Origin of the sequence: Brevibacterium daeguense, assembly GCF_021729135.1 — a bacterium.
Taxonomy (GTDB): Bacteria; Actinomycetota; Actinomycetes; order Actinomycetales; family Brevibacteriaceae; genus Brevibacterium; species Brevibacterium daeguense.
Genome location: NZ_JAJTWW010000007.1, coordinates 164,151 through 187,498, shown reverse-complemented (window position 1 = coordinate 187,498; position 23,348 = coordinate 164,151). Strand labels below are relative to the sequence as shown.

Annotated in this window: 24 protein-coding genes and 2 tRNA genes; 13 read left to right on the top strand and 13 right to left on the bottom strand. The window is 66.2% G+C overall.

All coding sequences use genetic code 11. The features are described 5' to 3' along the window. Positions 1–85 precede the first annotated feature (85 nt). Positions 86–694: a mycothiol-dependent nitroreductase Rv2466c family protein gene (locus LXN01_RS07905; protein ID WP_236864079.1), complete on the top strand. Its 609-nt coding sequence runs from the start codon at positions 86–88 to the stop codon at positions 692–694. Between the two features lie 79 nt (positions 695–773). Then, positions 774–1,241: a ribose-5-phosphate isomerase gene (locus tag LXN01_RS07900; RefSeq protein WP_236864077.1), complete on the top strand. Its 468-nt coding sequence runs from the start codon at positions 774–776 to the stop codon at positions 1,239–1,241. A gap of 65 nt (positions 1,242–1,306) precedes the next feature. On the opposite strand, the gene LXN01_RS07895 is transcribed toward LXN01_RS07900, so the two are convergent. Continuing rightward, positions 1,307–2,185, bottom strand: coding sequence for a CPBP family intramembrane glutamic endopeptidase (locus LXN01_RS07895; RefSeq protein ID WP_336885250.1), 879 nt, complete (start codon positions 2,183–2,185; stop codon positions 1,307–1,309). Positions 2,186–2,254: 69 nt separating this feature from the next. Next, positions 2,255–2,325, bottom strand: a tRNA-Gly gene (locus LXN01_RS07890). A gap of 144 nt (positions 2,326–2,469) precedes the next feature. Here LXN01_RS07890 and LXN01_RS07885 point away from each other — a divergent pair. After that, positions 2,470–2,543 (top strand) — tRNA-Pro (locus LXN01_RS07885). 142 nt (positions 2,544–2,685) lie between these two features. Then, positions 2,686–2,913, top strand: a complete 228-nt coding sequence (locus LXN01_RS07880) for a hypothetical protein (protein WP_236864075.1) — start codon at positions 2,686–2,688, stop codon at positions 2,911–2,913. Here LXN01_RS07880 and LXN01_RS07875 read toward each other — a convergent pair. The 6 genes from LXN01_RS07875 to LXN01_RS16475 form a co-directional block, all read right to left on the bottom strand. After that, positions 2,872–5,562 carry a multicopper oxidase domain-containing protein gene (locus LXN01_RS07875; protein ID WP_236864073.1) on the bottom strand — a complete coding sequence of 897 codons (2,691 nt, stop codon included), beginning with the start codon at positions 5,560–5,562 and terminating at the stop codon, positions 2,872–2,874. The two genes, LXN01_RS07880 and LXN01_RS07875, sit on opposite strands and share 42 nt — an antisense overlap. Continuing rightward, positions 5,559–6,764, bottom strand: coding sequence for a DUF8744 domain-containing protein (locus tag LXN01_RS07870; RefSeq protein ID WP_236864072.1), 1,206 nt, complete (start codon positions 6,762–6,764; stop codon positions 5,559–5,561). Before LXN01_RS07870 ends, LXN01_RS07875 begins: the two co-directional genes overlap by 4 nt. Positions 6,765–6,825: 61 nt before the next feature. After that, on the bottom strand, positions 6,826–7,080 hold the full coding sequence (locus tag LXN01_RS16325) for a hypothetical protein (RefSeq protein ID WP_336885249.1): 255 nt from the start codon (positions 7,078–7,080) through the stop codon (positions 6,826–6,828). A 145-nt stretch (positions 7,081–7,225) separates the two neighbouring features. Then, positions 7,226–7,576 (bottom strand): DUF488 domain-containing protein, encoded by a 351-nt coding sequence (locus LXN01_RS07860; protein ID WP_236864071.1) that lies wholly within the window; start codon positions 7,574–7,576, stop codon positions 7,226–7,228. Positions 7,577–7,961: 385 nt separating this feature from the next. Continuing rightward, the gene (locus LXN01_RS07855; protein WP_236864070.1) at positions 7,962–8,273 is read right to left on the bottom strand and encodes a hypothetical protein; all 312 of its coding nucleotides are present in this window, start codon (positions 8,271–8,273) and stop codon (positions 7,962–7,964) included. 349 nt (positions 8,274–8,622) lie between these two features. Continuing rightward, entirely contained in the window at positions 8,623–8,973 is a 351-nt protein-coding gene (locus LXN01_RS16475; protein WP_369127330.1) for an AMP-binding protein, read from the bottom strand. A gap of 749 nt (positions 8,974–9,722) precedes the next feature. On the opposite strand from LXN01_RS16475, the gene LXN01_RS07850 reads away from it, so the two are divergent. Continuing rightward, the gene (locus tag LXN01_RS07850) at positions 9,723–10,079 is read left to right on the top strand and encodes a carboxymuconolactone decarboxylase family protein (RefSeq protein WP_236864069.1); all 357 of its coding nucleotides are present in this window, start codon (positions 9,723–9,725) and stop codon (positions 10,077–10,079) included. Positions 10,080–10,085: 6 nt separating this feature from the next. Beyond that, a complete protein-coding gene (locus LXN01_RS07845; RefSeq protein ID WP_236864068.1) occupies positions 10,086–10,550 on the top strand; it encodes a carboxymuconolactone decarboxylase family protein in 465 nt (154 codons plus the stop codon). 49 nt (positions 10,551–10,599) lie between these two features. On the opposite strand, the gene LXN01_RS07840 is transcribed toward LXN01_RS07845, so the two are convergent. Both LXN01_RS07840 and LXN01_RS07835 read right to left on the bottom strand, forming a co-directional pair. Further along, entirely contained in the window at positions 10,600–10,812 is a 213-nt protein-coding gene (locus LXN01_RS07840; RefSeq protein ID WP_236864067.1) for a hypothetical protein, read from the bottom strand. 43 nt (positions 10,813–10,855) lie between these two features. Further along, positions 10,856–11,851 (bottom strand): helix-turn-helix transcriptional regulator, encoded by a 996-nt coding sequence (locus LXN01_RS07835; RefSeq protein ID WP_236864065.1) that lies wholly within the window; start codon positions 11,849–11,851, stop codon positions 10,856–10,858. Between the two features lie 70 nt (positions 11,852–11,921). On the opposite strand from LXN01_RS07835, the gene LXN01_RS07830 reads away from it, so the two are divergent. The 3 genes from LXN01_RS07830 (at position 11,922) to LXN01_RS07820 (ending at position 14,172) form a co-directional block, all read left to right on the top strand. Next, positions 11,922–12,872: an SDR family oxidoreductase gene (locus tag LXN01_RS07830; RefSeq protein ID WP_236864064.1), complete on the top strand. Its 951-nt coding sequence runs from the start codon at positions 11,922–11,924 to the stop codon at positions 12,870–12,872. Positions 12,873–12,981: 109 nt separating this feature from the next. Beyond that, complete coding sequence (locus LXN01_RS07825) at positions 12,982–13,419, top strand: OsmC family peroxiredoxin (protein WP_236864061.1); 438 nt, start codon at positions 12,982–12,984, stop codon at positions 13,417–13,419. A 156-nt stretch (positions 13,420–13,575) separates the two neighbouring features. After that, positions 13,576–14,172 (top strand): TIGR03086 family metal-binding protein, encoded by a 597-nt coding sequence (locus LXN01_RS07820; protein ID WP_236864060.1) that lies wholly within the window; start codon positions 13,576–13,578, stop codon positions 14,170–14,172. Between the two features lie 51 nt (positions 14,173–14,223). Here LXN01_RS07820 and LXN01_RS07815 read toward each other — a convergent pair whose 3' ends face one another. Continuing rightward, positions 14,224–15,006, bottom strand: a complete 783-nt coding sequence (locus LXN01_RS07815) for an NAD-dependent epimerase/dehydratase family protein (protein WP_236864059.1) — start codon at positions 15,004–15,006, stop codon at positions 14,224–14,226. 282 nt (positions 15,007–15,288) lie between these two features. On the opposite strand from LXN01_RS07815, the gene tig reads away from it, so the two are divergent. The 4 genes from tig (at position 15,289) to clpX (ending at position 19,738) form a co-directional block, all read left to right on the top strand. Further along, on the top strand, positions 15,289–16,824 hold the full coding sequence (gene tig, locus LXN01_RS07810; protein WP_236864057.1) for a trigger factor: 1,536 nt from the start codon (positions 15,289–15,291) through the stop codon (positions 16,822–16,824). 165 nt (positions 16,825–16,989) lie between these two features. Further along, positions 16,990–17,613 carry an ATP-dependent Clp protease proteolytic subunit gene (locus LXN01_RS07805; RefSeq protein ID WP_336885248.1) on the top strand — a complete coding sequence of 208 codons (624 nt, stop codon included), beginning with the start codon at positions 16,990–16,992 and terminating at the stop codon, positions 17,611–17,613. A gap of 19 nt (positions 17,614–17,632) precedes the next feature. Continuing rightward, positions 17,633–18,283 (top strand): ATP-dependent Clp protease proteolytic subunit, encoded by a 651-nt coding sequence (locus tag LXN01_RS07800; RefSeq protein ID WP_236864053.1) that lies wholly within the window; start codon positions 17,633–17,635, stop codon positions 18,281–18,283. 177 nt (positions 18,284–18,460) lie between these two features. Continuing rightward, positions 18,461–19,738 carry an ATP-dependent Clp protease ATP-binding subunit ClpX gene (clpX, locus tag LXN01_RS07795; RefSeq protein WP_236864052.1) on the top strand — a complete coding sequence of 426 codons (1,278 nt, stop codon included), beginning with the start codon at positions 18,461–18,463 and terminating at the stop codon, positions 19,736–19,738. Between the two features lie 151 nt (positions 19,739–19,889). Here clpX and LXN01_RS07790 read toward each other — a convergent pair whose 3' ends face one another. Both LXN01_RS07790 and valS read right to left on the bottom strand, forming a co-directional pair. Then, entirely contained in the window at positions 19,890–20,558 is a 669-nt protein-coding gene (locus LXN01_RS07790; protein ID WP_236864050.1) for an AIM24 family protein, read from the bottom strand. Between the two features lie 122 nt (positions 20,559–20,680). Further along, the gene (valS, locus tag LXN01_RS07785; protein WP_236864049.1) at positions 20,681–23,335 is read right to left on the bottom strand and encodes a valine--tRNA ligase; all 2,655 of its coding nucleotides are present in this window, start codon (positions 23,333–23,335) and stop codon (positions 20,681–20,683) included. Positions 23,336–23,348: the final 13 nt, after the last annotated feature.

Genomic DNA, 23,348 nt, shown 5'->3' with positions numbered 1-23,348 from the left:
CGTTGCACTGGACAGTTCCGCCGCGACGTTCGCGCGCCAGTGCGCGAACGCGTCGGTGCTCGATTCGACAGGAAGTGGATGTGCAATGACGACCAAGACCCTGGATTTCTGGTTCGACCCGACCTGCCCCTGGGCCTGGATGGCCTCCAGGTGGGCACTCGAAGTGGAGAAGGTCCGTGACGTGGAGGTGAAGTTCCACGTCATGAGCCTGGCCGTCCTCAACGAAGGACGCGACGAGCTGCCCGAGGAGTACAAGGAGTCGATGAAGCAGGCGTGGGGTCCGGTGCGCGTGGTCATCGCGGCGGCCGACCAGCACGGGGAGGAGGTCATCGCCGACCTGTACACCGCGATGGGCACCCGGATCCACCCGGGGCAGAACAAGGATCTGACAGCGGTCATCACCGAATCCCTCGCCGAGGTCGGCCTGCCCGCCGAACTCGCCGAGTACGCGAAGTCGGACGAATACGACGAGAAGCTGCGCGCCTCGCACTCCGAAGGCATCAGCAAGGTGGGCGAGGACGTCGGAACCCCGGTGGTGGCGGTCGGCGAGGTGGCCTTCTTCGGGCCTGTCGTGACCCCGGCGCCGAAGGGCGAAGACGCCGGTAAGCTGTACGACGGACTGCTCGCGGTGGCGTCGACCCCGGGCTTCTACGAGCTCAAGCGCACACGCACCGAGGGCCCCATCTTCGACTGATCAGCCATCCGCGCCGGCGTCTGCCGGTCGCGGGCAGACCCGGTACACGCCATCCGGCACAGCACACATGAGGCAGGACATGAGAGTTCATCTGGGAACCGACCACGCGGGCTTCGAATTCAAGGAGACGCTCAAGAGGCATCTGAGCGAGCGCGGATTCGAGGTCGTCGACCACGGCGCGCTCGAATACGACGCGCTCGATGACTACCCGGCGTTCTGCATCGCCGCCGCGCAGGCCGTCGTCGCCGACCGCGACGCCGGGCAGGATTCGCTGGGAGTCGTCATCGGCGGCTCCGGCAACGGTGAGCAGATGGCTGCGAACAAGGTCCGAGGCGCGCGCACGGCGCTGGCCTGGAACACCGAGATCGCGAAGCTCGCGCGGGAGCACAACGACGCATGGCTCGTCAGCGTCGGCGCTCGCCAGCACGACGAGGCCGAGGCGCTCGCCATCGTCGACGCCTTCCTCGCCGAGCCGTTCTCCGGCGACGAGCGGCACAAGCGCAGGATCGACATCATGCGCAAGTTCGAGGACACCGGCGCAGTCTGATCGGAGTGCTGACAACGGGGCGGGACCTGCAGGCGGTCCCGCCCCGTTCTGCGTCTGGCGACGCCTCAGTACCAGAAGATGTCGATCCACGCCGGGTGGTGCGCGTGGACGATCGCCAGGAACACCATGAGGTCGAACAGGAGGTGGACGCAGATCGTGTAGGGCAGGGACTTGGTGCGGGTGAAGATCACCGCCTGGACCAGCGCGAAGGGGATCGTCAGCAGCGGCCCCCAGGCCTGATAGCCGAGCTCCCACAGGAACGACACGAAGATGATCGAGGTCAGGACGTTCGCCGTCCAGAAGGGGAAGTGGCGGTAGAGCAGCGTGAAGACCGTGCAGATGAAGAAGAGCTCGTCCCAGATGCCGACTGCGTTGACGCCGAGGAAGAGCCGGATGATCTCGCTCGGCGTCTCCACCGCGGGCCAGTTCTGATACGCACCGGACCCGATGAAGTAGCGGGGCAGGATGAGCCAGCCGAGGAACACGACGACCACCAGCCATCCCCACTCGAGCTTCGACCACGGGCGGCCCTGGCGCCTCGGGAACTTGATGACGTCGTCGCCGTAGACCCAGCGACTGATGACATAGGGGACGACGACGGCGCCGCCGAGCACGACTCCCATGAGGGCGATGTTGCCCCAGGAGATGTCGGCCTCCACGGAGATGGTGCTGATCAGACCGAGCGCCAGGGCGATGAGGAGGAGATCCCTGCCCAGCGTGCGGCCGGCGACGAAGCCCAGCACGACCCCGCTGACGAGCGGGAGGTAGCCCCAGTCGCTCTGGAGGCCGAACAGCAGGACCGCCGCGATCGAGATCAGGAGGGTCGCGAAAGACCCGAGGGAGATGGTCGCATGGCCGCTCGAAGATCTGCCGGCAGGGGGAGGCTGCCCGGGCTCGCTCGAACTGCCGGTGTGGATGGGCTCTGGGGAAGGCGGAACGCTCACTCCACCAGTGTCGCAGGTCTTGGGGCCTGGAATGAAGAAAGCCGCTGTCACCAGCGGCTTTCTGTTCGGAGGGGATGACGGGAATCGAACCCGCACCATCAGTTTGGAAGACTGAGGCTCTACCATTGAGCTACATCCCCGAGTGCTCACCCGACTTTAGAGCACCTGAGCGGGGTTTGCAAAATCGGAAGCTCCGCTCAGCTCCCTCGTGGAAGGGGACCGGGGGCCGGCGCGTGATTGGCGATTCAGTGCGGAAGCCGACTAGGATGAGTCCTTGTTCGTCGCGGGGTGTAGCGCAGCTTGGTAGCGCATCTGCTTTGGGAGCAGAGGGTCGCAGGTTCAAATCCTGTCACCCCGACATAGAAGCACCGGATCTGACCAGGTGAAGCACTGGGGCATGACGCTGCGAGTCCGTCTTCGGTGCTGGTGAGCGGAGGAGCGTGAAACGGCTTCTCCTTTGCGGAGCGGGTCTGACTGCCCTTGTTCTCGCAATAGGGCTCATGAAGACTGGAGTCCCGGAAACGTACCTCCGCGACAACTCCCTGCTCTTCTTCGACACCCTTCCCGGGCGCCAGGCCCCGTTGGGCTCACCGGGTGGTGCCGCCCATCTGAGCCCGCTCGGGGTCGACACCGAACTGGTGGCTTCGCATCCGCAAGCCGAGCCGCACGCCCAGGCGACCTGCCTGCTATCTCAGCGGCTCCGCCGGGAGCACCTCGAACACGCCTGAGGCACCGCGCTCGGCGTCGACCATCTGGTGATTGACGAACGGGTAATGGCCGGCCTCGGGGAATTCCAACTCGACGAAACCGCCTTGCGCGACGCCGAGCGCCAAGGTCTGGCTGCCCAATGGGCCGATCGTCGAGCATTCGTCGGCGGCATCGGACCACGGTTCATAGCCACACTTGAGGTCGTAGGTTCCCTCGGACCAGTCGGTGTCGAACTGGCCGCCCACAATGTGGAACGACATGCCCCGCTGGGGACCGACCGGCAGCAGCCAGACCCGGACCCGTTCTCCGACTGGCACCTGTATGGGCTCGTGGCTGTACTGGTCCGGGTAGCCATTGAACACCACCGCGTCGGGCTCCTCCGCCTGCAGCTCGTCCGGGTTGCCGGGTTCGCCGGCAGCCCCGAAGTACATCTCCGACTGGATCATGACGAACTCGTGGTCGACCTCGGGGAGGCCGCCCGGCGGTTCGATGATCACAGCGCCGAACATGCCGTTGGCGATGTGCACCGACATCGGCAACGCCGAGCAGTGATACATGAACATCCCGGCCTTCGTGGCGGTGAATCGGTAGGTCAGCTCCTCGCCCGGCTCGATCACCCGCATCGGCCGGTCGGGGGCGAGCGCGCTGGCGTGGAAGTCGATGCCGTGGCCGATCTGCCCATCGTTGGCGAAGGTGATCTCGAAGACGTCACCGACCTGTCCGCGCAGGGTCGGACCGGGGGCGGTGCCGTTGTAGGTCCAGAGCTCCTGGCGGACCCCGGGCGCGACCTCCTCTTCGCTTTCGGTGACGGTGAATGCGTGTTGGTGAACGGTGCCGGTCTCCTCGACGGGCGCGCGCGGATCCCTGGCCTCCCACTCCGGGCCGGGCCCGGCATTCGGATCGTAGCCGGCGGCGTCCTCCGTTTCGCCGGAGCGGTGATCATCGTCGGCCGGTCCGGCATTGGAGCCGTCCTCGGCGGGCGCCTCGGCTCCGGTGGGTGCCTCGGGAGCCAGCCCACTGACCCGGAACGTGAGCGTCATGCCCATCTGTCGGTGGCCGGTCACCGTGCACCAGCCCTCGGTGGTCTCGGTGATGATTCCGGCGTCGAGTGTCGCCGACTCGCCAGGCGCGAGCCGCTCGGAGGCCGCTCCGTTGGCCAGCGTCAGGTCGTGGACCTGCCCGGTGGTGTCGTCGTTGCTGATCTCGATGATGAGTCGGTCTCCGGCGGGAACGTCGATGACGTTCGGGGAGAAGGCCATACCGGTCATGCTCACCTCGACGGTGGTCGTCTCACCGGTGCCTCCGGATGTCGTCACCGAATTGCGCCCGGTGACGGCGACCGGGTCGAGGGCGGCGGCGACGGCGACCACTATCGCCATGATGCCCAGGCCGGTCAGTATTCCGCCGCGCGCCTTCCGCACTGCCGCTGCCCGTTCCATGTCGTCCGGCTGTTCGGCTGTTTCACCCCGCGTGGCAGCGATGATCGCGCGGACGGCCAGCACCAGGAATGCCGCGAGCCCAGCGGCTGCCGCCAGCGAGGTGGCGACCTCCACCAGGCTCGGGCCGGGGAGGAGGTAGAGAACCCCGCCCCCGTTGACCAGCACCAGGCGGACCCACCGGCCGGAGTCGAGCACCGCGGACGTGCGGCGGCTGACATTCGGTCCGCCGCCGAGCACCACCGGGATCAGGTAGGAGAGCGCGCCGATGAGCACCTGGGCGAGAAAGCCGACGATGAAGGGGGTGGTCAGATTCCTGACTCCGGTCACGGCTTCCGGCATCGACTCGGTCGAGACGAGGATGAGCACCAGGGCCACCAGGCAGCCGATCCACCACAGCATGCCGAACCCCACCGACCAGGATGCGAAGTGCTCTGGCGGCCGGACCCGTGCCTCGCGGACCAGGGCCGCGGATAGGACGCTCAGGCCGGCCAGGTACAGCAGCACGCCTGCCGCCACCAGCCACGTGAAGCCGAACGCTGCGGCTGCGGCGCTGAGCAGGACACCGATGACCAGCAGCCACCAGGCCTGGGCGGCGGCGCGTTCGGCGCCGGGGACGATCTTCGTGCGCAGCATCGTCGGCCACAGCGAGACCAGGGTGCCGGCCACTGTCAGCCCGACGAAGCCGAGCAGGTTCAGCGCCAGATGAGCCAGCAGCAGTCGCTCGGTGTTCGCCTCGTCTGCCCGGGCCATTTCGACTCCGAGCCAGCCGCCGGCAGGCAGGCACAGCGCTGCCGTGATGTAGTAGCGCACCGTGACGGCGAAGCGGGAGGCCAGTGCGCCTCGGGCCTGGAGCCACAGTCCGACACCATGGATGAGTGCGGCCGCGGCAACGAGCAGGCCGCCGGTCACGGTCAGCGGGGTGAGGTCAGTGAGCATTCCGGCGAAGACTGCGACGATGCCGAGGTTGAGGACGATCAGGGTGAGGGCCTCGCGCCGGTGAGCCGTGCGACGGGTGCGCAGCAGGGCATCCGCGAAGTACGAGCTCCATACGATGATCGCGTTGGGCGCCATCCCGAGCGCAAGAGTGTGGACCATCAGCCACCGAGGCTGCGGGACGAACCGATGGACGATCACGGCGATCACCGCCGCCAGTGCCCACAGCAGGATCGGGAGGCCGGCGCGCAGATGCCAGCGGCGGCGGTTTGTCAGCGGTTTGGGGGAGACGGTCATGGGTTCTGCCCGCCCGCTTTCCCCGCGGCTTCATTCCCGACGACTTCTTTCGCTGTGCCCCGGTTCGGTGTGCCCCGGCTCGCTGTCACCGACATCCAGAACGCCGTCACAACCAGGGCCAGCAGCGCGATCACCCCGAGGCGGCCGCCCAGGGTTCGGAAGACCTCGAGGCCTGCCAGATCGGCGGCGATGCGGATGAGCAGCGAACCGTGCAGCAGTGCGGCCACCACCCAGAATCCGGGGGTGTAGGGCAGCTGGCGACGCAGCACGGCCGGCAGGATGACCGGGGCGTGGGCGAGGATCATCGACATGACGAAACCGAGGAAGATGGCATGCACCGCGGCGTCGTAGAGCATGCCGCCGGTGTCGGGAACCATCCACAGGACACCTGATACGGCCAGCCAGGCGTAGCCGGCGAGCATGCAGGCGGCCGCGAAGCGCGGCAGGCCGGTGGCGCGCACCGTGTGCCAGGCGACGTCCCGGGCGGCGAACCGGACGGCAAGCAGGACCAGCGCCAGGCCGAAGGCGATCTGCCCGACCGCAGGCCACGGAGTGCCGATCACGACGGCGGAGGCGAGCACAACGCAGGTGGTCACCGCCTCGGTGTCGTGGGTGCGGCCGTCGGCGGTATCCAGCGGCACTCGGGCGAGCTCCATGCGCTCGCCGGTGATCGTGAGGACGAGGAATCCCGTCAGCCATGGAACCAGCGCCGGAATGGGGACCCCGCCTGCCCACTGCAGCGCCGCTCCGACCGCCAGCGCCGCACCCAGGGACTGGACCGCGACGGCGGGATCGTAGGAGCGCCGCCACAGCCGGCGGTAGGTCAGCAGCGCCACCACTGTTCCGAGGGCCAGGGCTGTCCTGCCGGGCCACCCAGGGATCGGCAGCACCGCCAGAATCGCTCCGCCGGCCAGACAGGCGGGGGCGCCGAAGGCCCACCACGCCTTGTGCGCCACGGCGCGTTCGAGTGCGATCAGGGCGCCCACGAAGCCGAGCGTCATGAGCAGTCCGTGCGCCTCGCCCAGCCGGGTACTGTTCAGAGGTGCGGGCCCGCCGAGCAGCAGCAAGCCCGCGTTGAGTCCCAGCAGCAGGCAGATGCCTGCAGGGAGCAGTAACGCGAGACGACTCACCGCAGTGCCGCCGCGGCGAGTGCCGGTGGAGGCACGGTCGGCCCGCGTCGCTCCGAGCCGTTGACTGTCCACTCTCCCAATGTAGGCAGGGGAAGCAGACGGCGTCCATGGAGTCCCGGTTGCACCATCAGCTTCACCACCGAATCCAGCTGTCAGCCTCCCGCCGGACGAGCGATCCGATCACGTCCGCGTTCAGGCGCGAGATCGTGTCCTGCCGGACCGAACGATGCGATCGAGGCGCTGCAGTCGACGACCATATCTTGACGATCGGGAAGCTGTCGGAGCGCCACGGCTCCACGTCGCTGGAGTCGCCGTCGGCGAAGCTGCGCCTGTGCAGGTGGCCCACCACGGTCCTCGCTCGTTGCCCGTGGGCGATCCCGTCGATCATCGGGCTGCACATTCCACAGATGCCCTCGCGGCAGTCGTTGGTCGAACGCGACGGAATCCTCGCCCTCGGCGGTGAGCCGCTCATTGAGGACGTCGAGCATCTCCAGGAAGGAAATGTCCTCGTCGCCTCCGTCGATCTCGTACGTCTAATCCCCCAACAGTTCGGCGAGAACGGCGGCTTGGCTGTGATCGATATCCTTCGTTGCGGTCAACAGTGTCATCTTCTTACCGGTGGCTGCGTCTCTCAGCTGTTGCAGGGCATCCTGTCCTTCGGTGGTGTTCAGTTCGTGTCTGTATCGGTCGGCGAACTCTCTGAACTTCTCCGGATCGTGGCCGTACCACTTCCGAAGCTCCGTTGACGGTGCAACATCTTTCAGCCAGTAATCCAGGTGCGCGTCCGACTTACGCAAGCCCCGCGGCCATATCCGGTCCACGAGAACCCGCGTCCCATCGTCGTGTCCGGGCCCGTCATATACGTGCTTCACCACAATGTTCATTCCTGTACCTGCATTCTCGGCACCGTTGGGGCATTCACTGTACCGCGTGCATTGGCCGCCGGACAGGCATGCCTTGTACCAGCGCGCGACAGTGCAGAAGCGCGGCCGACGATTCTTCCTCAGATGTCTTGCAATACGCCGACGGGGGACGCAACCTGGACTGACTGCGAGAGCCCATGGGAGAAGGGACTCCACTATGGTCACAGCAGCTGAGGAAAGGCTCGTTGCCGCAAAGTCTGCATCGGACGTACCAAGAAGCAAGGGCCGGGCAATGGCTCATGGCCCGAGCATCCGGTGACCCTCATGACTCGTGGCGAACGGTTGCCGAATCCGACACGCCGATGATCGCTTCCCCGTGCTCACTCGTGTTCTCGGTTCGCTCTGCTCAGTCCCGCAGGCGCACGATCCGATCGATGGCACCCGGGTAGGCGACGAGCACGTCCGGGAGCGCGACCTGTTCGGGGAGATCGTCGGCATCCTGGTGTTCGAGGAGGTAGCGGACGGTGGCACGAGCTGTTGCTTCGTTGTCGGCCAGCTGGCCGTCGCTGGCGGCCTCGGCTCCGTCGAGCGTCAGGGAGAGCGTGACCGATGCGGTCTCGTCGCCGGCCCCGATGCGGAAGAGGTACTCGCCGTCCTGCTGTTCCACGATCTCGAAATCATCCATCGCCATCTCCTTGTCAGCCATTACGTCAGCCATGCGTGCCACCTCCGCGACCTCGCTGCGGCGTTGAGATGTCGCAACGCCGTGGCCTACCACTTGACTGCTTCATCACCGTCGGGCGTCGGAGGCTTCGAACAGTCGATGACGTCTACTCCGTGCAACGCGTAGTCGAGCCCTCGCCGGTCCAGATATCGACGCCCTGTGGCCGCGAGCTCCACCGGACCTCATGGCCGGCGTTGCGCTCAGGGGCAACAGCGGAGCGACCCAGTGTGCTGGTAGCACCGATCATGGGCGGCACGTGAGGCGTTGGGGCATCGGGCCAATCTGAAGACACGTGCGGATCGTCCTCATGCATCCTCCAGTTCAGTCGCAGTCATCACTCAGGTCACACCTGCGTCGAGGTCTCGTCAAGGCCCCGCCGGACGCCGCGGGCATACTGGCGGGAATTCGCATTCCATCTCCGCCATTCGGTTCCCCAGGGCGTGCGCGCTGAAGCCACCGAAGACAAAGGTGAACGGGGTACCGGCCGCGCCAGAGCCAGCGTGGTCACCGGTGACTCGGGGATCATACCCATGTACACAGCGACCTCCGTCCACTTGCCGATTCCCAGTGACCCGAACGCGTTGGCAGCCTTCACGACTCTGCTCCGCAGGTCGGCATAGGTGATCGTGAGCCGTTGGTCCGCAGGCTCGCCTTCCCAGCAATAGGCGACCGTGTTGCCCCGGCCGTTCTCCACGTGCCGGTCGACGCAACTGACGCTCCTCGGCCATGAGTGAGTCGATATTCTGGTTGGCTTCTCCCATGATTGGCCTCCTCCGCCCGGTGGGGCACCCTCACGGTAGAGCCTCGTCCTTGAGGCCGTCCGACGTGGAGTAGCGCAGTGCGCACGACGAGAAAGCACCCTTGAATGTGTGCTGTACCGCGAGTTTACACCGCGGCACCATGCCCTGCACGGGCTGATTCGGTCGCCCCGCGGGCGGAACGGCAGGACAGCTCAGTCTCTCGACGGTTATAGCGGACTCACGGGATCCCAGCACGAGGGCGGAAGTCCACCTGCTGCGTCATTGAAGGGCCTCCTTGAATAGGGCCAGGCGCTGCGCCGGCGCAGCTTTCGTCGGCGGCGAGCGTGTTGACCAGCCGGGTGCATCGAATCGGCTTGGCGGATTGGTCAGTGATTTCAGGAAGCGTGACCTTGTTGAATCATTTGCGGCACCGGGGGTCTTCGCGGGTACTTTTCATGAGCCCAGTCCTGCCTGTTGCTATGTGGTGTATCCCACTTCTACAGTGGACATGGAGATCACCCGTGCCGCACGAGTCAACAGTTCAATGAGGTTCTCATGGCTCATGATGACTCCCGGCGGGTTCACGTGCGATGACCGCCGTCTACCGCGCAATCACGAAAGAGCAGATGCCGGTGTCCACTCAGCCGTGCGGCTGGTCCCGGCTACGGTGATGAGTTTCGAACGGAGAAGAAGGAGTCAGACAATGGTCGACGACCTCTACCCAGCAGCGACGCCAGAGTTGGGCGAACGCCGCAAGGAGCTGGCCCCGGACATCGAAGATGCATTCGACCGGTTCAGCAGAGAAGTCTTCAAAGCTGGTGCACTGGACGAGAAGACCAAACAGCTGATCGCTGTTGCCGTCGCCCACGTCACCCAATGCCCCTACTGCATCCGCGGACACACCAAACTTGCCGACCGCAAGGGCGCCAGCAGTGAAGAAGTGATGGAAGCGATTTGGGTCGCAGCCGAGATGCGCGCAGGTGGGGCCTACGCCCATTCGGCGCTGGCGCTGCACGCGCTGAATGACATCAAGCCCCACACGGACAACGGAAATGGGTGACACCGTATGGCAAATACAGGCGAACGGTTGAACTATCTCTCTGTTGACCCGGCTGCTGGGCGGGCCGTGATGGGGATGGAGACCTACGTACACAACAGCGGCCTGGACACGGGTTTGTACGAACTGGTCAAGATTCGCGCGTCCCAGCTGAACGGGTGTGCTTTCTGTCTCGACATGCATTCCCGCGATGCCCGTAGCAATGGCGAAGACCAGCGGCGGTTGGATATTCTCGCCGGCTGGCGGGAAGCCCGCAGCTTCTTCACGGATTCTGAACAAGCGGCGCTGGAGCTGACAGAAGCGGTAACACTGATCGGCGATGATGGTGTGCCCGACACAGTGTGGAATGAGGCAGCGTCCCACTTCACCGACGACGACCTCGTCGCCCTGCTGATGGCCATCGCAACCATCAACGTCTGGAACCGACTGGCCGTCGCCACTCACCAGGCGTTGCCCGACGCGTCCCAGATCTGACTCGCCGCCACTCGACTACGAAGGCGTTGGAGCCCCCCGGCTGCCGGTTTCAGCCGTTTTCCTGATGACGATCCTGCTGACGGTGCTCCTGGTCTGCCAGGTGGACTCGTCGTCGATCCCGCCCATGCAGCAGGTAGTAGAGCTTGTTGCCCTCGGCTTCCTCGGAGAGATCGAAGGACGCCGCGTCCGGGTACTCGTCGCGGACGATAAGGCTCGCACCGGAGAGGCGGGGTCGACCTGTCGGTCGATCTCTGTCGCCCACCCCCGACATCGAGACGGTCCTGGGTCCACCAATCGTCGTGAGTTCAGCTATCGCTGTTGTACGCCACCAGCTCCTGCCCGTGAGCCCACAGTCGCCGCCGCAGGTCCGCAGGCGCGCGGATTTCGACACCCGGGACGGTGACCAGCTGGGAGGCAGCGATTTCGGCGGTTTCCATCCCCAGCTCGAGTTCCATGCGACCATCTGCGATCGTTCCTGACGCGATGGCAGTCTCGGTCGCCGGGCCGGGAACCGCCCGCCGCAGGTCGCTGATCCCGGCGGTCGGGATCGACAGTCGGACACGGGTGGTGCGGATTGCCGAGTCGAACTCCGCACGCGCCGCCGCCCAGTAGTCCGACAGTGAGAACTCGGCGGGTCGCACCGCCCCTTCATCGTGGACCTTCACCCTCTCCATCCGGGAGACCCGGTAGGTGCGAGGCTGCTTCCGGTGAGCCGCGACGAGGTACCAGAGATCGGTCTTGAGCACGAGGCCGAGCGGGTCGAGACGGCGGCTGACGGGCTCCCGGCCGTGCGCTCGGTAGACGACGGTGATTCTGCGCCCGGTCCACACCGCGCGTGAGATGGCGGGGAGCTCGCGGGGCTGCTCCGGAGCGCTGAACCACTGCGTCGCGTCGACGAGAAACCGCTGCCCCACCGTTTCCGCGGCCAGCGCCGCGGAGTCTGCAGCAGCAGTCAGCTTCGCCCGGGCGGACCGGAACTCGGCGATCAGACCGAGCCCGTTGGAGGCCGTCTCACCGATCAGCAGGGCGCGGATCTCAGCGCCCGTCATCCCCGAAACCGGTGAGGACCAGCCCTCGACCATCCCCACTCCGCCAGTCGGACCAGGACGCGTCCAGACAGGGACTCCCATCGCGTGGATTGCGGCGATATCGCGCTGAATCGTCCGCGGGGAGACCTCGTGCTTGGCCGCGAGATCACCGACGGTAGTGCTCGATACTCGAGCGAGCTCCATGATGATCGCCAGCAGCCGCGAGGACTTCACTTGATCAGCGTACGCAATGGCGACAGCGGATGTCGCCATCTGCTGAGAGGCTCTGTTCAGCAGTTCAGCAGTTCAGGCAGGAGAAGACGCAAGGAACAGGAGAGCAGCAATGCAAGGGGCAGCACCGAAGCTCGCAGGCCGAGTCGCGCTCGTCGCAGGCGCCACCCGAGGAGCCGGCCGGGCGATTGCTCGAGAACTGGCGCGCGCCGGGGCGGTGGTCTACTGCAGCGGCCGATCGACCGCACAGGGACCGTCCGACTATGGGCGGAAGGAGACGATCGAGGAGACGGTCGAGCTCATCCGGGCAGAGGGCGGCACCGCCCACCCTGCCGTCGTCGATCACCGCAGACTCGGCGAGGTCCGCTCGCTGATCGAACGCATCGACCAGGACCAGGGCAGGCTCGACATCCTGGTCAACGACATCGGGGGAGAGGCTTACGTCGAGTTCGACATTCCGCTGTGGGAGTTCGACTTCGACAAGGGGATGAAGCTCTTCGACACCGGCTTCACCACCCACCTCATCACGAGTCATTGCGCCTTGGGGCTGCTGACCAGCAGGCCCGGAGGGCTGGTTGTCGAAGTCACCGACGGCACCCGCGCCTACAATTCGACGCACTACCGCTCGACCGTATTCCTCGACATCACCAAGACTGCGGTCGACCGCCTCGCCTTCGCAGAAGGCCATGAGCTGGCGCCGCACGGAGCGACGGCTGTCTCGGTGACTCCGGGCTGGCTGCGATCGGAGATGATGCTGGACCATTTCAACGTCTCCGAGGACACGTGGCGACAGGCGGCCGAGGCGAACCGCGGGAAGACGGACGCCGTGCCGCCGTACGAGTTCGTCATCTCCGAGACGCCGGCGATGCTGGCCCGAGGAATCGTCGCCATGGCAGCTGATCCCGACAGGTCGCGGTGGAACACCACCTCGCTGAGCTCGTTCCAGCTGGCGGAGCACTACGGGCTGACCGATGTCGACGGTTCCCGCCCGGATTCGTGGAGCTTCATCACCGCGATGGAGTCCCGGCCGGTCGCCGAGATCGACGCAGCGGAGTTCCGCTGAGAGGGACTGGACCTGGTTCGGGTCTGTTGCGGACATCCGGTTCGACGATACGGTGATGAGGAAGCGCGGTCACAGAACGTGACCGTGACATTCGCACAGAGGAGGACCCATGCCCCGTCCCGTCACCAACACCGGCAGCGCCGTCTGGAACGGCGATCTCAAGTCCGGCAACGGCACGACTACTCTCGAAACCTCGCAGCTCGGCAGCTTCCCGACCAACTGGAAGGCCCGTTCCGAGGAGTCCGAACGCGGCACCACCTCTCCCGAGGAGCTGATCGGTGCGGCGCTCGCGACCTGCTTCTCGATGCAGTTCTCGAACATGCTCGCCGAGAACGGCACCCCGCCGACCACGATCGAGACCACCGCCAACGTGACCTTCAACATCGGCGAGGGCGGAATCACCGGCATCGAACTCGTCAATTCCTCCACCATCGACGGCATCGAGGACGGGGATTTCCAGCGGATCGCCGGCGAAGCCAAGGACGGCTGCCCGGTGTCGAAGGCGCTCAGTGGTGTGGAGATCACCTTGAACGCCGAACTGGCCTGACCCGGCCCTGCACACCGGCCTGGCCCGGCCCTGTGATCACGAAGGCCTCGGAGTCATTTCCGGGGCCTTCGGCTGTACTGCAGCAGCAGGATTGGAGACGTGCTGAACGCCGAGCGCTCCCTACGCTGGTGGTGACTTCAGCGAAAGAGGCACACGATGATCGATCTCACCCCGCAGGCGACTCTGGTGTCGGAGTTGATCCTCGGAATCTCAGACGACCGGCTCGGCGACCCCACCCCGTGCGAGGCGATGCCGGTCCGGCTCCTCGTGGCTCACATCCTCGGCCTGGCGGTTGCGTTTCGCGATGCAGCACAGAAGATCGACGGACCCACGACGTCGACGCCGCCCGACCCTGCAGGATTGGCGCTTCCCGACGACTGGCGTGAGCAGATCCCCCTCCGGCTCACGGAACTCGCCGATGCGTGGGACAACCAGGCAGCGTGGCAGGGAACCACTCAGGCCGGCGGGCTGACCATGCCTGCTGGTGATGCAGGGCTGGTCGCACTCGATGAACTGGTGCTGCACGGCTGGGACCTCGCAGTCGCGACCAGCCGGCCGTATGCCGTGGAACCGGCGGCACTGGACGCTGTCGAGCAGTTCGTGAGCGCGGTTCCGGACGACCCGGACGCCCGGGCCGGGCTCTTCGGTCCGGTGGTCGCCGTCGATGCGGATGCGTCTCGACTCGACCGGGTGCTGGGACTGGCAGGACGAGATCCCCGATGGACGGCCTCCCGCAGTCGGAGAGCCACGTGAGGCTCAGGATTCCGCTGCGCGCCCGGGGAGCTCAAGGAGCGGGTCTGAAGGTCACGATCCCCGCGGCCAGTCGTCGCGCACCTCGGCCCCGCCTTCGATCACGGTCTCCTCGCCCGGCACCCGCTCGGTCCACGAGTCCTGCGGGCGGTAGCCCAGCTCCAGCATGGTGTTCGTGATGTCCCACCGTCGGTTCGGGTTGTCCGAGATCGCGTAGTAGAGCCCGAAGGTCGTCTCCGCCTCGATCGCCCGCTGGAAGGCGTGGACGCAGTCGCCCGGGCTCAGCCACATCGCGTGCAGCACATCCTCGTCGGCGTCCTCGGGGTCCTCGGACATCCAGCCGATGCGCAGCGCGATGAAGTCCAGGCCGTGCTCGTCGTGGTAGAACCTGCCCAGGGCCTCACCGAAGATCTTCGAGACCCCGTACAGCGAATCTCCGCGCGGCAGCTGATGCGCGTACACCGGCCACTCCTCGTGGCGGTCATACATGCCGAGCGCATGGTTCGAGGAGGCGAAGACCACGCGGCGCACGCCCGCGCTCCGGGCCGCCTCCAGCACATTTCGAGTGCCGATGATGTTCGCCTCGAGCACGGCGTCCCACGACGAGTCCGGGCTCGAGGCGCCGGCCAGGTGCACGACAGTGTCGATCCCATCCATCAGCCGCCGGACCTCGTCGTACTCGGCGATGTCGGCCAAGCGCACCGTCTGCGTCTGCTGGTCGTCGTGCGGGCTGCGCCCGTGCCGGACGACGTCGTAGTCTCCGTCCAGCTCGTCCGCCAGCAGCTGCCCGATGCCGCCTGTTGCGCCGGTGATCAGCACGCGTCGTCGTGTCGTCATAGCTCCATTGTGAGGCCGGCAGCAGGAAAGCGAGACCTCGGCGGCATCCTCGATCAGGAGAACGGACAGGCCGCCGCTCATGAGGCGATGAGGCGGGCATCGCCCTCCTCGTCGCTGAAAGCGTCGGGCGGAGTGTGAGATCGATCCGGCTGTCGAGCCCGAGGACTGAGATTTTCTCTCCCTCGGGCGACTGAGATAGGCTGTCGGACGGCTTCTATTCAGGTCACCCGACCGAATTCCAAGATCTGTGTCCCGAATCCTTGTCCCAACGAGAGGTAAATTGTGAAGAGCTCCGTCGAGAACATCGACCCGACCCGGGTCAAGCTCAGCATTGAAGCGCCCTACGCCGAACTCAAGCCGAGCATCGACGAGGCCTACAAGGAGATCGCGAAGCAGGTCTCGGTGCCCGGGTTCCGCCGCGGGAAGGTGCCGCCGCGCATCATCGACCAGCGGATCGGGCGACCGGCGGTTCTGCAGGAGGCAGTGAATAACAGCCTCGACGACTTCTACCGCAAGGCGATCGACGAGCATGACCTCCGCCCGCTGGGTTCGCCCGAGGTCGAGGTCACTGAGATCCCAGGCCTCGACGGCAAGGAAGAGGGCGACCTCAGCCTGACGATCGAGGTCGACGTCCGGCCCGCGGTCGAGCTTCCGTCCTACGACAGCCTCGAGGTCGAGGTCGACACCTTCGAGGTCACCGACGAGGACGTCGAGGAAGAGCTCGACGCGCTCCGCAGCCGGTTCGGAACCCTGAAGTCGGTGGAGCGTCCCGCGCAGCAGGACGACTTCGTCACCCTCGACCTGACCGCGACCGTGGACGATGAGGAAGTCGACTCCGCCACCGACATCTCCTATCAGGTCGGAGCCGGCACGATGCTCGATGGCATGGACGAGGCGCTCGACGGTCTGTCGGCCGGCGAGGAGACCACCTTCGAGAGCGTCCTCGCAGGCGGCGACCACGCGGGTGAGACCGGCGTGGTCACGATCGTCCTCAAGGCCGTCAAGGAGCGTGAGCTGCCGGAGGCCGACGACGACTTCGCGCAGCTGGCCAGCGAGTTCGACACGATCGAGGAGCTCCGCGAGGACCTGCGCGAGCAGGCTGCCAAGCAGAAGGAGACCGAGCAGGGCGTCCAGGCTCGCGAGAAGGTTCTGGAAGTGCTGCTGGAGAAGCTGGACGTGCCCGTGCCGGCCAAGCTCGTCGAGGACGAGGTGCACCGCCACCTTGAGGCCGAGAACCGCCTCGAGGACGACGAGCACCGGGCCGAGGTCACCGAGGAGACCGAGCGGATGCTGCGCACCCAGTTCGTGCTCGATGCAGTGGTCGAGGCGGAGAACGTCGACGTCTCCCAGCCGGAGCTCATCGAATACATCATCTCCGCGTCTCAGCAGTACGGCATGAACCCGAACGAGTTCGCGCAGGCCCTCGACTCGAACAACCAGGTGTCTGCGATCGTGTCCGAGGTGGCGCGCCGCAAGGCACTGGCCGAGGTGCTCGCCGAGGCCAAGGTCGTCGATTCCGAGGGCAACGCCGTCGATATGACCGCGTTCACCACTCCTCCCGGTGAGGACGACGAGGCCGAGGACGACGCGGCGGATTCCGCCGACGGCACCGACGCAGAGGAGTCCGCCGGCGAAGGCGCATCCGCTGACGCGGGCGGCGAAGGCGCATCCTCTGAGGATCCGCAGGTCGCGGAAACCGCGTCCGAGGACCCCGAGGCGGGAGCGGACGAAGCCGACGAGCACGGTTCCGAGGACTCCCAGTCGGACCCGAAGTCCGCGGAGAAGTCGAAGAAGGACAAGGACTCCGCGAAGTCCTGACCCCTGGTTCGCAGACGGGCGCGGTTCACACCGTGCCCGTCGTGCTTTCCGGACCGCTCCGCGGACGGATCACGCTGAGGGCGAACACCGGCCCGGTCGGGGACTAAATCCCGAGGCGCACCGGTTAGAGTCCAATACAACACCGATCCATACAAGGAGTGAAACGTGAGCACACACGAGTTCGCCTCCCCGGTCTCCGCTAATGGAACCGGTGGGCTGGGCCTCGATGACCACATCTACAACCGCCTGCTCCGCGAGCGGATCATCTGGCTGGGGTCGGAGGTTCGGGACGAGAACGCCAACATGATCTGCGCGCAGATGATGCTGCTGGCGGCCGAGGATCCAGACAAGGACATCTGGCTCTACATCAACTCGCCCGGCGGCTCGGTGACTGCCGGCATGGCGATCTACGACACCATGCAGCACGTCAAGCCCGACGTCGCGACTGTCGCGATGGGCATGGCCGCGTCGATGGGGCAGTTCCTGCTGTCCTCCGGCACCAAGGGCAAGCGCTACGCGACCCCTCATGCGCGGATCCTCATGCACCAGCCGCTCGGCGGCATCGGCGGCACCGCCACGGACATCAAGATCCAGGCCGAGCTCATTCTGCACATGAAGACTCAGATGGCAGAGCTCACCGCCGAGCAGACCGGCAAGTCGCTGGAGCAGATCCTCAAGGACAACGACCGGGACCACTGGTTCACCGCTGACGAGGCCCTCGACTACGGCTTCATCGACAAGGTCATCAGCGGTTCCGAGGACATGTCCGGCGACAGCCCGCTCAACTGAGACACAAGGAGTCAGACGAATGACGAATCTTTCACCCTGGGGCGCGGCCGGCTCGATGCCGACCTCCCGCTACGTGATGCCCCAGTTCGAAGAGCGCACACCGTACGGGTTCAAGCGCCAGGATCCCTACACAAAGCTGTTCGAGGACCGTGTCATCTTCCTCGGAGTGCAGGTCGACGACACCTCCGCCGATGACGTGATGGCCCAGCTGCTCGTCCTCGAATCGCAGGACCCCGACCGGGACATCACCCTCTACATCAACTCGCCGGGTGGTTCCTTCACCGCCCTGACCGCGATCTACGACACCATGCAGTACGTCAAGCCGCAGATCCAGACGGTGTGCCTGGGTCAGGCCGCATCCGCGGCCGCGGTGCTGCTGGCCGCCGGCGCGCCCGGCAAGCGCCTCGCGCTGCCCAACGCCCGTGTGCTCATCCACCAGCCGGCCATGCAGGGGCAGGGCCAAGGGCAGGCGTCGGACATCGAGATCCAGGCGGCCGAGGTGCTCCGGATGCGCACCTGGCTCGAGCAGACGCTGTCGGCGCACTCGAACAAGACGCCCGAGCAGGTGTCGAACGACATCGAGCGGGATCTCTTCCTGACGGCCGAGCAGGCGAAGGACTACGGCCTGGTCGACCAGGTGCTCACCTCGCGCAAGGCGATCCCCGCCTGAGCGTGCAGCGCATGACCGGGTGCGGGGGCTCGCTGAAGTCCCCGCACCCGGTCGTCTCAGCTCGACACACCATCCGCCCCCTGCGCACCCGTGTCAGTGGGATGTGGAATGCTGTTGAGGTAAGCAATTGACTGGGGATACTCTTGGGGTCAAGTGCCCCTCCGAAAGGTTGTGACAGTGGCTCGCGGAACCGAGGGCGCAGATCTGCTCAAGTGCAACTTCTGCGGCAAGTCCCAGAAGCAAGTCCGGAAGCTCATCGCAGGACCCGGCGTCTACATCTGCGATGAGTGCATCGGGCTGTGCAACGAGATCATCGAGGAAGAGCTCAACCAGTCCACCTCGGAGATCGAGCCCAGCGAGCTGCCCAAGCCCCGGGAGATCTTCGACTTCCTTCAGGAGTACGTCGTCGGCCAGGAGTCGGCGAAGACCGCCTTGGCAGTGGCCGTCTACAACCACTACAAGCGGATCCGGGCGCTCGGCGAATCCGCAGACGGCGACGGCGGGGACATCGAGATCGCCAAGTCGAACATCCTGCTCGTCGGACCCACCGGTTCAGGCAAGACCTACCTGGCGCAGACGCTGGCCAAGAAGCTCAATGTGCCCTTCGCGGTCGCGGACGCGACCGCGCTGACCGAAGCCGGCTATGTGGGCGAAGACGTGGAGAACATCCTTCTCAAGCTCATCCAGGCGGCAGACTTCGACATCGAGCGGGCTCAGAAGGGCATCATCTACATCGATGAGATCGACAAGATCGCCCGCAAGTCGGAGAATCCCTCGATCACCCGCGACGTGTCCGGCGAGGGCGTGCAGCAGGCGCTGCTCAAGATCCTCGAAGGCACTCAGGCCTCGGTGCCGCCGCAGGGCGGTCGGAAGCACCCCCACCAGGACTTCATCCAGATCGACACCACGAACGTGCTCTTCATCGTGGCCGGAGCCTTCGCCGGGCTGGAGGAGATCATCGCCTCGCGCAAGGGCAAGCACGGCATCGGCTTCGGGGCCCTGCTGCAGTCCAAGCAGGACGAGGAGGACCTCTTCTCGGATCTGATGCCGGAGGACCTCCTGAAGTTCGGGCTGATCCCGGAGTTCATCGGCCGCCTGCCCGTGCTCGCGACGGTGTCGAACCTGGACCGGGATGCCCTGATGGCGATCCTGACCACTCCCAAGAATGCGCTCGTCAAGCAGTACCAGCGGATGTTCGAGTTCGACAACGTGAAGCTGGAGTTCGAACAGGACGCGCTGGAGGCGATCGCGGATCTGGCACTGCTGCGGGGGACCGGAGCTCGCGGCCTGCGGTCCATCATGGAGGAAGTGCTGCAGCCGGTGATGTTCGACATCCCGAGCCGCGATGACATCGACTCCGTGGTCGTGACCAAGGAGGTCGTTGAGAGCAACGCCGCCCCGACCATCGTCCCCAAGCGCTCCAACGAGCCGCAGCGCCGGCCCAAGTCGGCCTGACTGCCGCGAACGTCGGCCTGACGGCGGAGCATGTCGGCCTGACGACAGTCCAAAGTCGGCTGACCACCACTCGGAGGAGCAGCGGCCTGCCAGCGAAACGGCCCCCGGGAGCATAGGCTCCCGGGGGCCGTCTGACGTCGAACCGTGTTCCTCAGACCGTTTCGGCCGGCTGCACCACGACGAAGCCCGGGCCGTGGAAGGCGAGTTGGAAGCTCTCGCCGGATCCGCGGCCGATGAACGCCCCGAGCCCGACAGCCGCCTTGACGCCGGGCGCGAGGTTCGCCGACCAGCACACGGCGGCCTGCGGGTCGACGAAGGTCGGGGTCCGGGAGCAGTCGAGGATCATCGGATCGCCCTGGCAGCAGATCGCAGCTGTGCCCTGCCCGGACAGCTCCAGGTTGAACAGGCCTGCACCGGAGGCCATCGCGCCCATTCCGCGGACCCTCTTGATGTCCCAGTCGAGGTTCGCGTCGAAGGCGAGGAGGCTCGAGGAATTCACGGTCAGCGCGTCGTGCGGTCCCTCGAGCTGCATGAGGAAGATGTTCGAGGCTTGGCGTGCGAAGAAGACCTCGCCGTGGCCCTCGACCTTCATCATCGGGGTGTCCTCGCTGGTGACAGCCTTCTTGAGGAATTGCCCCACGGAGGTCGAGCCCTGATGACTGAACTCGACGTTGCCCTGGTAGGCGACCATGGCTCCCTTGGTGGCCACCATGGGTGCGTCGGGGGTGATGAGTGTGCGCAGCATCTTGGACGACTGCATCGTCCATCGCTGGTTGATCTCCTGCTCGGCATTGCGCTTGGCAAACAGTTCGCTCCGCATGGGACTCCTCGGGGTAGAAACGACGGAGGGGAGTGTGAGGCCTGCTCACACTCCCCACATTAGATCACCGGCGCGCCACGGCGCGCCCGATGTCAGCCGCGGCGTCGGTCCTGCTCAGGCCATTACTGATTCTGCTCGGCCGTCGCGAACTCCACCGCCGACAGGACGATCCCGTCCTCGTCCCCGCCGGTGCGCAGCTCCCAATCCCGTACACGGCCGGCAGCGCGCAGGTCACCCTCGGCCTCCCGAACAGCTGCGATGACGCGCCCGGGAGCCGTCAGCACCGCCGAGGCGATCTCCGTCTTCTGCGAGATCTTCGCCTCCGTCTTCGACCGGCGCACCTCTCCCAGCACCGAGGCGACGTCGGCGAGCATGTCGGCGGGCGCCTCGGGAGCGGGAGTGGCCTCTGCTGTGGGCCAGGCGGCCCGGTGCACTGACCCGGACTGCCACCAGGACCACACCTCTTCGGTGACGAAGGGCATGATGGGGGCGAAGAGGCGCAGCAGCACCTCGAGGGCGGTCGCCAGGGTCACGTGGGCCGACAGCTGAGCCTCCTGGCCCTGCGCGCCGTAGGACCGGTCCTTGACGAGCTCGACGTAGTCGTCGGTGAACTCCCAGAAGAAGGTCTCGGCCGTGCGCAGCGTGTGGGCGTAGTCGTAGTCGGCCATGTACTGCTCGCACGCGGACACGGTCGACTGCAGCGAAGCCAGCAGCGCCCGGTCGAGCGGAGCGCTCACCTGGTCGAGCCTGCCCGCGAGCTCGGCGTGCACGCCCTGCGCGAGCGCGAACTTCGAGGCGTTCAGCAGCTTCATCGCCAGCCGCCGCCCGATCTGCATCTGGGAGACGTCGTAGGCGGTGTCGGCGCCGAATTTGGCGCTTGCGGCCCAGTAGCGGACTGCGTCCGGCCCGAACCCCGGCTTGGACTCGGCGAGGATATCGCTGGGCACGACGACATTGCCCTTCGACTTCGACATCTTCTTCCGGTCCGGGTCGAGGATCCAGCCCGACAGCGCCGCGGCCGTCCACGGCACCGAGTCGTTCAGGGAGTTCGCGCGCACCACCGTGGAGAACAGCCAGGTGCGGATGATGTCGTGTCCCTGCGGACGGAGGTCGAACGGGAACACCCGCGCGAAGAGGTCCTCGTCGCGCGACCAGCCGCCCACGATCTGCGGTGTCAGCGAGGAGGTCGCCCAGGTGTCGAACACGTCGGGGTCTCCCGTGAAGCCGTCCGGCCGGTCACGCTGCTCGGGCGAGAATCCGGCGGGAGTCTGCGCCTGCGGATCGATCGGCAGCAGGGAGTCATCCGGCACGAGGGGGTCCTCGTAGTCCGGATTGCCATCCGCATCGAGGCGGTACCACAGCGGGATCGGCACGCCGAAGTAGCGCTGCCGGGAGACCAGCCAGTCCCCGTTGAGCCCCTCGACCCAGTTCTCGTAGCGGGAGCGCATGAACGCCGGGTACCAGGTCAGCTCCCGGCCGCGCGCGATGAGCTGGTCGCGGAGCTCGCGGGAGCGGCCGCCGTTGCGGATGTACCACTGGCGGGAGGTCACGACCTCGAGTGGCTTGTCGCCCTTCTCGTAGAACGGGACCGGGTGCGTGATGGGCTCCGGCTCTCCGAGCAGATCACCGGATTCGCTCAGCAGCTCGGCGATGTCCTTGCGCGCGGTGAAGGTCGTCTTGCCCGCCAGCTGCTGGTAGAGCTCGGCGGCGTCGGGTTTGGGGGAGTTCGCGACCCACTCCGGGGTCTCCCGGCTCAGGCGGCCGTCCCGGGTGACGACGGCGCGGGTGGGCAGCTCGAGCTCGCGCCACCACGTGACGTCGGTGAGGTCGCCGAAGGTGCACACCATCGCGATGCCGGTGCCCTTGTCCGACTTCGCCAGTTCGTGCGCTCTGACCTCGATCGAGACGCCGAACAGCGGCGAGACCACGCGCGTGCCGAAGTAGGGCTGGTAGCGCTCGTCATCCGGATGAGCCACCAGGGCGACGACCGCCGGGATGAGCTCCGGTCGGGAGGTCACGATGACGATCGGCTCGACGGAGGTGTCGGCGGTGCCGTCGGCAGCGGCGGGGAAGAACGTCACCTTGTGGTAGGCGCCCTCGCGCTCCCGGTCCTCGAGCTCGGCCTGGGCGACCGCGGTGCCGAAGGTGACATCCCACATGGTCGGCGCATCCGCCGAATAGGCGTGGCCGCCGGCCAGATCGGCGAGGAAGGCGCGCTGGGAGACCGCCCGCGAGGTGTCGTCGATGGTCCGGTAGGTGTACTTCCAGTCCACCGACAGTCCCACGTTGCGGAACAGGTCCTCGAAGACCTTCTCGTCCTCGGCGGAGAGCTGCTCGCACAGCTCGATGAAGTTCTGGCGAGAGACCGGCACGAAGTCGCGCGCGTTGCGCGGTGCCTTGGCCGGCGGCCGGAAGTCCGGTTCGTAGGCCAGCGAGGGTTCGCAGCGCACTCCGTAGTAGTTCTGGACGCGCCGTTCGGTGGGCAGGCCGTTGTCGTCCCAGCCCAGCGGGTAGAACACGTTCATGCCGGTCATCCGCTGGTAGCGGGCGATGATGTCGGTCTGGGTGTAGGAGAAGACGTGCCCCACGTGCAGCGAACCCGAAGCGGTCGGCGGGGGAGTGTCGATCGAGTAGACCGCGCCGCGGTCGGTGCTCCGATCGAAGGCGTAGACGTCGCTCTCACCCCACTTCCGGTCCCATTTCTCCTGAAGCCCTTCGAGGGCGGGTCTGTCGGGAAGGTGCACCGTGTCGTGTGTGCGTGAGGCAGGTTGAGTCATAGTAGTCGATTTT

Bases quoted from the DNA above. Each gene is read 5' to 3' on its own strand.
- LXN01_RS07900 (WP_236864077.1), top strand. From the start codon at position 774: ATGAGAGTTCATCTGGGAACCGACCACGCGGGCTTCGAATTCAAGGAG.
- LXN01_RS07860 (WP_236864071.1), bottom strand. From the start codon at position 7,576: ATGAACATTGTGGTGAAGCACGTATATGACGGGCCCGGACACGACGAT.
- LXN01_RS07820 (WP_236864060.1), top strand. From the start codon at position 13,576: ATGATCGATCTCACCCCGCAGGCGACTCTGGTGTCGGAGTTGATCCTC.
- LXN01_RS07825 (WP_236864061.1), top strand. From the start codon at position 12,982: ATGCCCCGTCCCGTCACCAACACCGGCAGCGCCGTCTGGAACGGCGAT.
- LXN01_RS07835 (WP_236864065.1), bottom strand. From the start codon at position 11,851: ATGGCGACATCCGCTGTCGCCATTGCGTACGCTGATCAAGTGAAGTCC.
- valS (WP_236864049.1), bottom strand. From the start codon at position 23,335: ATGACTCAACCTGCCTCACGCACACACGACACGGTGCACCTTCCCGAC.
- LXN01_RS07790 (WP_236864050.1), bottom strand. From the start codon at position 20,558: ATGCGGAGCGAACTGTTTGCCAAGCGCAATGCCGAGCAGGAGATCAAC.
- LXN01_RS07880 (WP_236864075.1), top strand. From the start codon at position 2,686: ATGAAGACTGGAGTCCCGGAAACGTACCTCCGCGACAACTCCCTGCTC.
- LXN01_RS07875 (WP_236864073.1), bottom strand. From the start codon at position 5,562: ATGACCGTCTCCCCCAAACCGCTGACAAACCGCCGCCGCTGGCATCTG.
- LXN01_RS07830 (WP_236864064.1), top strand. From the start codon at position 11,922: ATGCAAGGGGCAGCACCGAAGCTCGCAGGCCGAGTCGCGCTCGTCGCA.
- LXN01_RS07800 (WP_236864053.1), top strand. From the start codon at position 17,633: ATGACGAATCTTTCACCCTGGGGCGCGGCCGGCTCGATGCCGACCTCC.
- LXN01_RS07905 (WP_236864079.1), top strand. From the start codon at position 86: ATGACGACCAAGACCCTGGATTTCTGGTTCGACCCGACCTGCCCCTGG.
- LXN01_RS16325 (WP_336885249.1), bottom strand. From the start codon at position 7,080: ATGATCGACGGGATCGCCCACGGGCAACGAGCGAGGACCGTGGTGGGC.
- LXN01_RS07850 (WP_236864069.1), top strand. From the start codon at position 9,723: ATGGTCGACGACCTCTACCCAGCAGCGACGCCAGAGTTGGGCGAACGC.
- LXN01_RS07845 (WP_236864068.1), top strand. From the start codon at position 10,086: ATGGCAAATACAGGCGAACGGTTGAACTATCTCTCTGTTGACCCGGCT.
- LXN01_RS07855 (WP_236864070.1), bottom strand. From the start codon at position 8,273: ATGGCTGACGTAATGGCTGACAAGGAGATGGCGATGGATGATTTCGAG.
- LXN01_RS07815 (WP_236864059.1), bottom strand. From the start codon at position 15,006: ATGACGACACGACGACGCGTGCTGATCACCGGCGCAACAGGCGGCATC.